Genomic DNA, 12,868 nt, shown 5'->3' with positions numbered 1-12,868 from the left:
AAGGGGGAGACGGCGGTTGGATCGACCCTACGCCCGCCCGACGGCCTGTCGCCTTAAATAAAGTTCATGAAACCGGCCGAGGCGTGTCTGTTTGCACTCGCCATGTGGGGCGTCAGACGCAAGGATAGGGCTCGGACCAGGGGGCGGGATGATCGAACACGGCGGCGAATACAAGGAACTGGTCGTCTTCCTCGCCGCTGCGGGCATCGTCGTGCCCCTGTTCAACCGGCTGAAGATCAGCCCTGTGCTGGGCTTCCTGGCGGCCGGCGTCCTGCTGGGTCCCGATGGTCTGGCGCGGCTTGTTCCGGCGGCCCCCTGGCTGTCGTGGGTGACCATCGGCGATCCGGCCCAGTTGGCCCAGTTGTCAGAGCTGGGCGTGGCCTTCCTGCTGTTCATGATCGGGCTGGAACTGTCGTGGGAGCGGCTGAAGGCGATGCGTCGCCTCGTCTTCGGCATGGGCATGTTGCAGGTCGCGGTCTGCACCCTGGCCCTGGGCGCCGTCTTCGTCGTGATGGGGCAGTCGCTGGCCGGGGCGGCGGTCCTGGGCATGGGCCTGGCCCTGTCCTCGACGGCGGTGGTGATGCCGGTGTTGGCCGAGCGTGGTCGTCTGCGCGGCGCCGTCGGCCGATCGACCTTCGCCGTCCTGCTGGCCCAGGACCTGGCCGTGGCCCCCATCCTGATCACCGTCACCGTGCTGGCCTCCCTGCAACAGGGCGACGCCAGCCTGGCCTCCGAGGTCGGTCGGACGCTGCTGACCCTGGGGCCGGCGGCCATCGGTCTGGCTCTCATCGTCGTTCTGGGGCGTCTGGTGCTTCGCCCCCTGTTCCGTTCGGTCGCCCGCAGTCGCAAGGGCACGGGAGGCAATCAGGAACTGTTCGTCGCCCTGTGTCTGCTGGTCGTCGTGGCCGCGGGCGTGGCGGCCCAGGCGGCGGGCCTGTCGATGAGCATCGGCGCCCTGGTCGCCGGGGTGCTGATCGCCGAGACCGAGTACCGGCGCGAGGTCGAGATGAACATCGAGCCGTTCAAGGGTCTGCTGCTGGGCGTCTTTTTCGTCGGGGTGGGAACGGGCCTGGACCTGGGCGCGGTCGCCGCCGATCCGGTGGGGGTGTTCGGCCTGGCCTTCGCCATCACGGCGATCAAGGCGACGGTGATCTTCGGTCTGGCCCGCGCCTGGGGTCTCAGCGCCCGCGCCGCGATCGAGACGGCGCTTGTTCTGGGCCCGGCGGGCGAGTTCGCCTTCGTCATACTGAACACCGGCATGGGCCAGGGCCTGGCCTCGCCCGCCTTCACACAGGCCGTCCTGCTGTCGGCGACGATCAGTATGTTCTCCGTGCCCCTGATGGCCCTACTGGGTCAGCGGATCTCGCGCCGGGTGGCGTCCGATCCGACGGGCTTGCCCGCCGAGGCTCTGAACCCCGCGATCACGCCCGAAGGCAAGGTGCTCATCGTCGGCTTCGGCCGGGTCGGGCGGCTGGTCGGCGAGATGCTGGCGGCCCACGGCCAGGCCTTCGTGGCGCTGGATTCGGATGCAGGCGCGGTGGCTGCGGCCCGCAAGGAAGGCTACGAAATCTACTATGGCGACGCCGGTCGCGCCGAGATGCTGTCCCTGTGCGGCGTCCGCAGCGCCCGCGCCCTGGTCGTGACCATGGACGCGCCTGGCAAGGTGGATGAGGTGGTCGTCGCCGCCCGCGCCCTGCGTGATGACATGATCGTCATCGCGCGCGCCCGCGACGACCGGCACGCGGCCCGACTCTATGGCCTGGGGGTCACCGACGCCGTGCCGGAGACCACGGAGGCCAGCCTGCAACTGGCCGAGAATGTGTTGGTCGATCTGGGCGTGCCCATGGGGCTGGTGCTGGCTTCGGTGCACGAGAAACGCGATGAATTCCGCGCTGTTTTTCAGGCCGCTTCACCCGAAAATCGCCAGGGACGGCCGACACGAGCCCTGCGCGGATCGGGCCTCCGTAAGCCCCGAAAAGGCGAGTGATCAATGATCATATATTTGGGGTATTCACATTTGGACCCCATTTTGGTCATCGTTGCGTGATGAAAGCGCGGCCTTCCGGGGCCAGATTTCAGGCGAGCCAAATGCGTGGCTATCGCGACTGAGGGCCCGATTACCTCCTCCGCCGGACCGCCGCCGACGGCTGTAAATCACAGAGTAAGCTTCATGTCAGATCAAGCCCTGCGCGCCGACGATCATGCCAATGATGTCGGCCAGCCCAGGCTGAACCGCCGTCAGGCCGCCAAGGTTCGGACTCGTCAGAAGGTTCTCGACGCCGCCCGCAGCCTGTTCGCCCAGCGCGGTTACGAACCCGCCACCATCCGCGATATCGCCAAGGTCGCGGGAATGTCGACCGGCGCCGTGTTCGCCAATTTCCAGGACAAGGCCGAACTGTTCGAAGCCGTTCTGACTGAGGACATGGATCGCCTGGCCGACGACCTGAAGTCGGGCGCCGGCGAGGGCCCGGTGCGTCAGCGTCTGGCCGCTTCTCTGGCCGCCGGCTACCACGGCTCGCTGGATCATCTGCCGCTGATGCAGGCCATCGTCGCCCGCTCGTGGTTCCAGCCCGAAGCCGCAGAGACCCGCGCCCGCGCCGTCACCGCCCGCCTGACCGCCGTGGTGTCGCAAATCCTGCGCGACGGCGTCGCCGCCGGTGAACTCAGCCAGGACGCCGACGTGCCCCTGCTGACCGAACTGCTGTGGGACGCCTACCTGTCCAACTATCGCCGGGCTGCCTACGACGGCTGGACCGGCCAGCAACTGGCCGACCACGCCACCAAGCAGATCGGCGTGATCCTGGCCGGCGCCCTGACGCGCAAATAACGCCGTCTCCTCCCTGTCGGCCAAGCCGATGGGGAGGTGGATCGCCGCTCTTGCGGCGAGACGGAGGGGGTCTTGAAGCGGTCTCGATCGGCGGGGGTTTAAGACCCCCTCCGTCACGTCGCCAAGCGGCGCCGCGCCACCTCCCCATTCGCCAAGCGGCGAACAGGGAGGAGACCCTGCTTCAACTCTTCCACCTCAGGACCGCAGCCTTGACCGGGTTGACGAAGCCGCGCCCCTCGGCGCGGCTTTTCGTCCATTCGCGCTTGAGCTGCTGATACCATTTGGCCTGTTTGTCGGCGTCGTCGATCCAGATCAGGGCGGGGTCGTAGCGCAGGCCCTCGTTCTGCAGGTTCACCATCCCGCCGTCCTGTTTCAGGAAGGCCACGACCCCCATGCGCAGGAAGGGTATGGCCAGGGAGAAGACCCAGTGGTCGGACCAGAAGATCTGCGTGATCCGGGTCTTCGTCTCGGTCACCGGCGTCAGGCAGGTCAGGGCCAGGACCTGCTTATCGCCCACCTGGATATGCTCCCAGCGATAGCCGGGCAGGCGGAAGGTGATCTCGGTCGCAGGCGCACCGCCCAGGATCTTGTAGGCGCGTGAGTTCGACGACGGGGCGTGGCGCACCATGGCGAAACCCAAGTCGCGCGGCTCGAACGCCTTGGCCTTCTCATGCATCGAATGCTTGGAGCGCCACCACCATTGCTGATGCACATAGGGGCCGTGGGCGGGGTCCATCAGGCCGACGACGGCGTGGTCGATATGGCTGTCGAAATCCATGAACTCGACCAGCTTGGCGTCTCCGCCGACGACGCCCGGAAACACCGGCGGCGCGTGGTCGGGCTCGGCGTCCGAACGCGGGTCCGAGCGGATGAAGACGAACACCATCCCCTGGCTTTCGCGCACCGGATAGGAGCGCACGCGGATGCGGTCGGCCTCATAGGGCTGGCCGTCGACCAGGGAAGGTATGGCGGCGCAGACCCCGTCGGTGCGGAAGCGCCAGCCGTGATAGGGGCATTCGACCGTCTCGCCTTCAGCGGAATCGACCACCCTTCCGGCCGACAGCGGCGCGGCGCGGTGGGGACAGATGTCGCGCATGGCGAAGACCTCGCCCCCCATCCCTGTGGAGCCCCTGGTGCGTCCGATCAGCACGGGTTCGCCCAGCAGTTCATGGCGTTTCAGCGAGCCCGGCGCCACGTCGCGCGACAGGGCGACGAAATACCAGGTGTCCAGCACGAACCCCTTGCCAAAGCTCGAGGCGGGCGCTTTCGCATCCGGGGCCTGGCCCCTTGAGGGGGCGGTGGAGGGCGGGCTGTCGGCGAGGCTCATGGCCCTAGTTTAGCCAAGGGCGAAAGCGATGTCTTGGCCGCTCGCGCGCGGCGCGCTAGCGATGTCGGCGACGATCGAAGAGGAAGACCGAATGAACGCCCATCTGCTGACCGGCCTGATCGCCGCCCTCGGTCTGTTGGCCAACCTGGCCGGCATAGGCGAAGCCAAGGCCCAGGCTGACAGCACACGGGCCGACAGCGCCCAGGCCGCGCATTCCGGCCATGCTCATGCTCATGCCGATTTCGCCTCGGATCGTCTGCATGTCCGCGTCGATGGCGATCAGGACGGGCGCGACATCATCCTGATCCCCGGCCTCAGCTCCTCGCCGGAGGTCTGGCAGGAGACGGTGGATCATCTGCTGGCCCAGGACGGCGTCGGCTGGCGCATTCACCGCATCCATGTCCAGGGCTTCGCCGGCGCCCCCGTCGCGGGCAATGCCGAGGGGCCTGTCGCGGCCCCGGTCGCCGAGGAAATCGCCCGCTACATCACCGAGAACAACCTGAGCAAGCCCGTCGTCGTCGGCCATTCCATGGGCGGGACCATGGCCATGATGCTGGCCGCGCGGCATCCCGATCTGGTCGGGCGACTGATGGTTGTCGATATGGTGCCCTTCATGGGGATGATGTTCGGACCGCCTGGAACGACGGCGCAGACGGTCGGCCCCATCGCCGATCAGGTCGCAGGCGGCATGGCCTCGGCCAGCCCCGAGGCCTATCAGGCCCGCGCCGCCGCCTCGGTCACCGGCATGATCGCCACGGAGGCCAAGCGCGCCGGGCCCCTGGCCGACACCGCCGCCAGTGATCAGCAGGTCGTCGCCCATGCCATGCGCGAACTGATCGCCACCGACCTGCGGCCCGAACTGCCGGCCATCACCGCCCCGACCGAGGTCCTGTACGTCGCCTTCACGACCCCGGGCATGACGCCCCAGATCACCGACGCCATCTATCAGGCCTCGTTCGCATCCCTGCCGGGCGCGACGCTGAAGCGCATCGACGACAGCGCCCACTTCATCATGCTGGACCAGCCCGAGGCTTTCCAGTCCGAACTGGATGCGTTTCTGGCGCGGTAAGTCTGTCCGCGCCTTAATCGTCCCGCCTTGGTTTCGGCGGAAACGGTCATCACGCTGACGTGAGGTCTTCACGCGTCGTTCACCACAATGGGCGTTTTGAGGACGGACGTTTTGTTGGGCGAGGCGAACGGCTAAGACAGGCCGCAGCTTCTGAGGATATCGATGGCCGGTCCGGGGTTTTCAAACAGGTTCGGCAACGCTGGCCGGGGCGGTGGCGGCAACGCCGGCGGTCCCAAGCCTGCGCGCACTCGGCTGCAGCAGTTGCTCTATTGGGGTGCGGTCCTGGCGGTCTGGGGCGTCATCTTCCTGGTCGTCTTCTTCGCCGTGTTCGCGCGTGGCCTGCCAGACACCTCGGCGCTCTATGAGGTCGATCGCCAGCCCTCGATCACCTACCTGGACCGCAACGGGGCGTTGATCGCCACGCGGGGCACGCAACAGGCGCCGCCCGCCGATCTTGAGGCCCTGCCGGACTATGTGCCGGCCGCCTTCATCGCCATCGAGGATCGCCGCTTCTACTACCACCCCGGCTTCGATCCGATCGGCATGAGCCGGGCCATGGTGCGCAACATGCGCGCCGGCCGGGTGGTTCAGGGCGGCTCGACCCTGACCCAGCAGCTGGCCAAGAACCTGTTCCTGACGCCCGACCAGAACATGCGCCGCAAGGTGCAGGAGATCATGCTAGCCGTCTGGCTGGAGATGAAGTTCACCAAGAAGGAGATCCTGGCCCTCTATCTGAACCGGGTCTATTTCGGCGCCGGCGCCTATGGGATCGAGGCTGCTTCGCAACGCTATTTCGACAAGAGCGCGTCCAAGCTGACGGTCGGCGAGGCGGCGCTTCTGGCCGGCCTGCTGAAGGCGCCGTCGCGCTATTCGCCCGTGTCCGAGAGCGAGCGGGCGGCGACCCGCGCCACCGTCGTGCTGAACGAGATGGAGGCCACCGGCGTCATCACGCCGGAACAGCGCGCCGCCGCCGTGCTGGAGCCCGTGCGGGTCTCGCGCACCCTGGCGACCCAGCACGCCCAGTATTTCATCGACTGGCTGGACAAGCAGATCCGCGGCCTGGTCGGCGAACCGACCGAGGACATGATCGTCGAGACCACCCTGGATCTGACGATCCAGACGGCGGCCGAGCGTTCGGTGCGCCGCATTCTGGATCGCGACGAATCCAAGGGCGTGGAACAGGCGGCCCTGGTGGCCCTGGACGGCGATGGCCGGGTCCGCGCCATGATCGGCGGCTCCTCCTATGCCGACAGCCAGTTCAACCGCGCCGTCGACGCGCGGCGTCAGGCGGGTTCGGCCTGGAAACCCTTCGTCTATCTGGCGGCGGTCGAGGCCGGCTATACGCCCGAGACCCCGGTGGTCGATCAGCCCGTGCAGATCGGCAACTGGTCGCCGCGAAACTATTCCGGGACCTTCGCCGGTCAGATGACCCTGGCCAACGCCGTGGCCCAGTCCACCAATACGGTGGCGGCCTATGTCGCTGACCAGGTCGGCCGCGACAGCGTTTCTCGTGCGGCGCGCCGCCTGGGCATTTCCAGCCGCATCGGGCTCGAACCCGCCATGGCCCTGGGCGCGGTCGAGGTCTCGCCCCTGGACATGGCCACCGCCTACGACGCCTTCGCCAATGGCGGGCGCCGGGTCGAGGCCTATGGCATCAGCCGCATCCGCACGCCCCAGGGCCGGGTGATCTATCAGCGCTCGGCGCGAGGACCGGTGGGCGGGCAGGCGATCAACAATCCGCCGCTCTATTATATGAACCAGATGCTGCGCGGCGTCGTGACCTCGGGTACGGCGCGGTCGGTGGCCATTCCCGGCCGCGACCTGGCGGGCAAGACGGGCACGACCTCGGACTACAAGGACGCCTGGTTCGTCGGCTATACCGGCGGCTTCGTCGCCGCCGTCTGGGTCGGCAAGGACGATAATACGGCCATGCGCGGCGTCACCGGCGGCGCGGCGCCGGCCGCGATCTGGAAGGCCTTCATGACGGCGGTCCTGCCACGTCTGGCCGTCCAGCCCATCCCCAATGGCCCGCCCATGCCCGAGGGCTGGGTCGCGCCCGATCCGGTCGGGGACCTGATGGGCAATCTGGCCGATCCCTATGGCGGAACGCCTATCGACCCGGTCGATCTCAATGCCGGCCAGCCCTATGACGGCGCCCGCCCCGACGCGCGGCCCAACCCCCGGATCGAGACCCGACCGGTCCCTGGCCCGCAACGCAGCGATCCGCCCGATCAGCGTCCCGAACCTCCGGCTCCGGCCGAAAAGAAGCCGGACGCTCTGTTCTTCTAAGGGACGCCAGCGGGCGCTCAGACCGCGCCCGGATCCTTCTTGGCCCGCTTCCGGGTCAGCCGGTCGGCGACGGCCTCGGTGTGTTTCAGGGTGAAGGCCAGGGCGGCGGGCGAGCCTCGGCGCGGGCCGATGGTGTCGGCGACCAGGGCTCCGCGCTGTCCTATGGGTTGTGGCGGTCCCGTCGTGGTGTCCATGGCGGTCTGGTGCTCGATCTCGGCGTTCAGCTCGGCCCCCATCAGGATCACCTGCACCGAGATCCAGATCCACAGCAGGAAACCCATGAAGGCCGCCAGCGGGCCGTAGCTGTCGGTCCTGACGAAGTTGCTGAGGAACCAGCTGAACAGGATGGACACGGTCACGCTCAGGGTCGCGGCGAACAGGGCTCCGGGCGTCAGCCAGCGCCAGCGGGCCTTCTGACGGCATGGCCCGAAGCGATAGATCACCGTCAGGGCGGCGACATAGCCGACGAACAGCAGGGGCCACCGCAGCCACTCCGTATAGGCCAGTTCGTCCTCCAGCCCGAACAGCGACAGGAAGACAGGCACCCCCACCACCAGGCCCGCAGCCACCAGCGCGGCCGCCAGGCCAGACGCGGTGAAGGCCATGCAGACCAGGTTGTAGCGGACGATGTTGCGCTTCTCGACCTCGTGATAGGCGACGTTCAGCCCGTAGAAGAGGGTCTTGATCCCGTTGTTGGCCGTCCACAGCGACAGGGCCAGGGTCCAGACCAGGGTGAAGGTCAGCTGGCCGGTGGAGTTCTCGGCCAGCCGCTGCATCTGCACGCCCAGGAACTCGGCGACATTGGCGGGCAGGACCGAATAGAGGAACTGCAGCCGGCCCCAGGCGTCCGTGGGGTCCGCGAACAGGCCGTACAGGGTGACGAAGGCGGCCAGGGTCGGGAACATCGATAGCACGATGAAGAAGGTCACCCCGCCCGAGACGAACCCGACCCGGTCGCCGAAATAGGCCGCGCCCGTGCGCCACAGGATGTCGATCCAGCCCTTGTGCGGAATGTGTTCTGGCCTCTGGGCCAGGCGACCTCGACCGGGATCGCGGAAGTCATAATCTTCTGGCGTCGGATCGGCGGGCTTCAGCGGCTCGGGCCGGTGAGGGCGCAGTTCGACCCCGACCTTGTGCCCCTGGGTATAGAGCAGATGCGCGGCCCCGGCCCCGGCGGCCAGGCCTCCCGCGACGGCGGCGAGAAAGCGCCAGGCCGAACCGCCGCCCCCGGGCGTCCGCCCCTTGTTCATCGCCTTGTTCACGGGGGCGATCAGAGCAGCGGTCAGGGAGGACAGGGGATCAGTAGCCATGGCGCGTGAACGGCCAAGCTGCGTGGCCGTTCCCCGAGGACCGGAGTTAGTCGGCGTTCCAGGGCGGCCCCTGACATCCTTGGGGGTGGCTATCGGCGGCGATGACCTTATGTCTGCGGCCCAATCACCCCTTGGCCCTGCGCCCCTCCAGGCTACGAGACCGGAATGACCGACACGCCCCCGACCCCCGACGCCTCTGCCGACGCTTCCGGCGCCTCCACCCTGGTTACGGCCTGGAAAGGCGCCCAGGCCCGGCTCAAGGCCGCCCGCATCGACAGCCCCTCCATCGACGCCCGCCTGTTGCTGGAGGCCGCCACCGGGGCCAGCCGGATGGATATCCTGACCGACCCCTATCGCGTCATCACGGCGGATCAGGCGGGTGTGCTGGACGGCTATGTCGAGCGGCGGCTGGCGCGCGAGCCTGTGTCGCGCATCCTGGGCCGCAAGGGTTTCTGGAAGATCATGCTGAACGTCACCCCCGACGTGCTGAGCCCGCGCCCGGATACCGAGACCATCCTCGACATCGCCATGCTGGCCCACGCTCAGCATGAGGCCTTCACCGTCGCCGACCTGGGCACCGGGTCGGGCGCCATCCTGCTGGCCATCCTGACCGAACGCCCCGCCGCCACCGGCGTCGGAACCGACATCTCGGTCGAGGCCCTGGCCGTGGCCAAGGAGAACGCCGCCAACCTCGACCTGGACGGCCGCGCCGCCTTCCTGCGCACCGAATGGGCGACGGGATTCAGCGACCACAGCTTCGACATGGTGGTGTCCAACCCGCCCTATATCCCGTCCGACGACATCCCTGGCCTGGACCCCGAGGTCCGCGACCACGATCCGATCCTGGCGCTGGACGGCGGCCCGGACGGCCTGGTCGCCTATCGCGAACTGGCGCCCGAGATCATGCGGGTGCTGAAGCCCGGCGGCGTCTTCGCCGTCGAGATCGGCTGGGACCAGGCCGAGCCGGTCAAGGCCCTGTTCGAAGACGCCGGTTTCACCGACGTGCGGGTCATCAAGGACCTGGGCGACCGCCACCGCGTGGTGACCAATGGCCCGGACCCCAGGACCAATCCGATTCCCAAAAACTAGAGCCCTATCGCTCGGCTCGCCCTCCGATCTCTGATCGGCGGGATGACAGGTTCGCGCTCGCGCGCGCCGCTGGGTTCGGGTCCTGGCTGCGTCTTGCCCGGAATGACGAAAAGCGTGAGGGCGCCGCCCCAAACAAACCCCTTGGAAAACAGCCGGGGCCACGCTAAGTCTTCTGTCGTCTCCCACCCGAAACGCACGCCTTGGACCGAACGCTGGTCCGGTCACGCGCGCTCGGGGCATGTGAAGGTCGGGCTGGAAAGCCCTGCGGACCACGGGGCGGCGACGGATTTCCGATCATATCGTCCACGGGGATTGGCCCCGAGCGAAGCGGAACGACGAAACGGCCGGCCAGGGTCCTTGCACCCGCCGCCCCCTCGAAAGCACGGTAGCCTCTCATGAGAGATTTCAAGGGCATGAAGCGTCAACGCGGACGCAACAGAAAGCCCGGCAGCGCAGGCGGCAACGCCAATAGCGCCAACCCGAACCGTTCGTGGGACTCGCAGGGTCCAGAGAACATCAAGGTCCGCGGCAATGCCCAGACCGTCTATGAGCGCTATCAGCAGCTCGCCCGCGACGCCGGCGCCTCGGGCGACCGCGTCCTGGCCGAGAACTATCTGCAACACGCCGAACACTATTTCCGCGTCCTGCGCGCCCTGCAGCCCCAGCGTCCGGTCTCCGAGATCGCTGCGCGCGAACTGTCCAACCAGGGCTTCGACATCGACTTCGAAGACGAGACCGGCGCCCAGGCCGCCGCCTTTATGGCCGCGCAACAGGCTGCTGATCGTGCAGCTGGTGGCGGCAACGGCAATGGCAATGGCGGCGCCGACCAGGGCGACGGCCAGAACGGCAACCAGAACCGCGACAACCAGAACCGCGATGGGCAACCCCGTGGTGAAGGCCAGCAGAACCGCGAATGGCGCGACCGGGACAACCGCGATCGCGACAACAACCGCGACCGCGACAACAACCGAGACCGTGACCGCGCACCTCGCGCCGATGGCCAGCGCAACGACGCCTCTCGCAGCGAGGGCCAGCGCGCCGATCAGGACCGCGAACCCCGCGCCGAGGGCGAAGAGGGCGGTCGCCGCGAGACCCGTCGCGAGCGCTGGGAGCGTCGTCGCGAAGAGAAATACGGTCGTTCGGACGCCGAAGGCGGCGAACGCCCCTCGGGCGAGAACGACGCCCCCAGCGACGAGGCGGCCCAGCCCGCCCTGGTCGGCACGCCCTATGAGCCCGCCGCCGACGATGCCGCGCCGGTGGCGGAAAAGCCGCGCCGCACCCGCACGCCCCGCTCGGAAGCCCCCCGTTCTGAAGCCTCCCGTTCGGACGCTTCGGCCGACGGTACGGACGGTGGCTCCCTGCCAGGCTTCCTGACCCGTTCGTCGCAGCCGGTTTCGGCGCCTGCGGAATCCCCCGTCGGCGACGAGGCCGAGGTCGCGCCAAAGCGTCGGGCGCCGCGCCGCAAGGTCGAACCGACCGCCGTCGAAGACTGATCCGAATACAACCCAGGGTTTTACCTTAACGCAACCTTTCGGCGTCCATCCTGTTCGCAGGAGGATGTCGCATGGAATTCGTTCTGGTGATTGTGGCCCTGGCTCTCTCGGGCGCCTGGGCGGGCCTGAGGCTGGCGATGCGGGCGCGGGCGGAGGCTGCCCGGCTTCGCGCCCTCAACAGTTCGCTGGAGGCTCGCGTCGCCGAACGCACGCGAGAGTTGCGTCTGTCGCTGGACGCCGCCGACCAGCAGGCGCGAACCCTGGACGGCGCCAGCAAGGCCAAGACCGACTTCCTTGCGGGTATGAGCCATGAGCTGCGAACCCCGCTGAACGCCGTCATCGGCTTCGCCGAACTGCTTCGCCTCAACGCCCAGGCCGAACCCCTGACGCGGACCCAGGGCCAGGCCGTGGATCAGATCCTGGCCGCCGGCCGGCATCTGCTGGCCCTGATCGAGGAGGTCTTGGACCTGGCCCGGATCGAATCCGGCAAGCTGTCGATGTCGATCGAGGCGGTCGATCCACAACTTGTCGCTCGCCAGGTCTGCGACAGTCTGAGGCCGGATGCAGAGGCGGTGGGCGTGAGCCTGACCCCGCCCGCATTGTCGGCCGGATCGGGCGTCGTCGCCGACCGGACCCGCCTGCGTCAGGTGTTGCTGAACCTCGTCTCCAACGCCATCAAATACAATCGGCCCGGCGGCCGCGTGTGGCTCGAGCTGGATCACACGCCACAGGGGGTCGTCCTGTCGGTGCGTGACACTGGCGTCGGCATCCCCCAGGCGCGGATGGCCGAGCTGTTCCAACCCTTCAATCGCCTGGGTCGGGAGACCTCTGCCGTGGCGGGTACGGGCATTGGTCTGACGGTGTCGCGCAAGCTGGCGGAGGCCATGGATGGACGGCTGGATGTGGTGAGCCGCGAAGGCGAGGGCTCGACCTTCACGCTCAGCCTGCCACCGGCCCGCACCGCGCGCATGGTGGCCCCCGACGCCCCCATGGTCCTGCCTGCCTTGTCGAGAACCGAGGCCACCCTGCTCTATGTCGAGGACAATCCCTCCAACATCGCCCTGATGCGCCATGTCGTCGCCGCCCTCGGGTCCATCCACCTGCACGTCGCCGAAACCGGACACGAGGGCCTGGCCCTGGCGCGTGACCTGCGGCCCGACGTCATCCTGCTGGACATCAACCTGCCCGGACTGAACGGTTTCGAGCTGAAGGCGCAACTGGACGTCGATCCCATGACGCGCGGCCTGCCGGTTCTGGCCCTGTCGGCCAGCGCCATGCCCGACGATATCCAGCGCGGTCGTGCGGCGGGCTTTCGCGACTATCTGACCAAGCCGCTGGACATCCCCGCCTTCGCCCGCGCCCTCAACGCCGCGCTCGAGGATAGGGGCGCCGCGCAGGCGTCGGCAGCGGCCTGAACCGCCTGCGACAAACCCGCGGTCACAGCCAAGGCGCTTGACGCGGCGA

At 68.1% G+C, this 12,868-nt stretch carries 9 protein-coding genes; 7 read left to right on the top strand and 2 right to left on the bottom strand.

Annotated features, from left to right (window positions below; translation table 11 throughout):
• The first annotated feature begins 148 nt into the window (after window positions 1–148).
• Together ACO05L_RS00440 and ACO05L_RS00435 are read left to right on the top strand one after the other, a co-directional pair.
• Complete coding sequence (locus ACO05L_RS00440; RefSeq protein ID WP_421730216.1) at window positions 149–1,987, top strand: cation:proton antiporter; 1,839 nt, start codon at window positions 149–151, stop codon at window positions 1,985–1,987.
• Window positions 1,988–2,170: 183 nt separating this feature from the next.
• Window positions 2,171–2,827, top strand: a complete 657-nt coding sequence (locus ACO05L_RS00435) for a TetR/AcrR family transcriptional regulator (protein ID WP_421730215.1) — start codon at window positions 2,171–2,173, stop codon at window positions 2,825–2,827.
• A gap of 181 nt (window positions 2,828–3,008) precedes the next feature.
• Here the strand turns inward: ACO05L_RS00435 and ACO05L_RS00430 are convergent, their stop codons facing one another.
• Window positions 3,009–4,154: a Rieske 2Fe-2S domain-containing protein gene (locus tag ACO05L_RS00430; protein ID WP_421730214.1), complete on the bottom strand. Its 1,146-nt coding sequence runs from the start codon at window positions 4,152–4,154 to the stop codon at window positions 3,009–3,011.
• Window positions 4,155–4,245: 91 nt separating this feature from the next.
• On the opposite strand from ACO05L_RS00430, the gene ACO05L_RS00425 reads away from it, so the two are divergent.
• Window positions 4,246–5,223 (top strand): alpha/beta fold hydrolase, encoded by a 978-nt coding sequence (locus ACO05L_RS00425; protein ID WP_421730213.1) that lies wholly within the window; start codon window positions 4,246–4,248, stop codon window positions 5,221–5,223.
• A gap of 162 nt (window positions 5,224–5,385) precedes the next feature.
• Complete coding sequence (locus ACO05L_RS00420; RefSeq protein ID WP_421730212.1) at window positions 5,386–7,512, top strand: transglycosylase domain-containing protein; 2,127 nt, start codon at window positions 5,386–5,388, stop codon at window positions 7,510–7,512.
• A gap of 17 nt (window positions 7,513–7,529) precedes the next feature.
• Here ACO05L_RS00420 and ACO05L_RS00415 read toward each other — a convergent pair whose 3' ends face one another.
• Entirely contained in the window at window positions 7,530–8,822 is a 1,293-nt protein-coding gene (locus ACO05L_RS00415; protein WP_421730211.1) for a YihY/virulence factor BrkB family protein, read from the bottom strand.
• A 165-nt stretch (window positions 8,823–8,987) separates the two neighbouring features.
• On the opposite strand from ACO05L_RS00415, the gene prmC reads away from it, so the two are divergent.
• From prmC to ACO05L_RS00400, 3 genes are all read left to right on the top strand, one after another.
• On the top strand, window positions 8,988–9,911 hold the full coding sequence (gene prmC / locus ACO05L_RS00410; protein ID WP_421730210.1) for a peptide chain release factor N(5)-glutamine methyltransferase: 924 nt from the start codon (window positions 8,988–8,990) through the stop codon (window positions 9,909–9,911).
• 395 nt (window positions 9,912–10,306) lie between these two features.
• Window positions 10,307–11,404, top strand: a complete 1,098-nt coding sequence (locus ACO05L_RS00405) for a DUF4167 domain-containing protein (RefSeq protein ID WP_421730209.1) — start codon at window positions 10,307–10,309, stop codon at window positions 11,402–11,404.
• 71 nt (window positions 11,405–11,475) lie between these two features.
• Window positions 11,476–12,819, top strand: coding sequence for a hybrid sensor histidine kinase/response regulator (locus tag ACO05L_RS00400; protein ID WP_421730208.1), 1,344 nt, complete (start codon window positions 11,476–11,478; stop codon window positions 12,817–12,819).
• Window positions 12,820–12,868 lie beyond the last annotated feature (49 nt).

Origin of the sequence: Brevundimonas sp. (genome assembly GCF_965227765.1) — a bacterium.
Classification (GTDB): Bacteria; Pseudomonadota; Alphaproteobacteria; order Caulobacterales; family Caulobacteraceae; genus Brevundimonas.
Note: the sequence above shows the minus strand (reverse complement) of the source record. Positions and strands in the feature narration are given on the sequence as shown.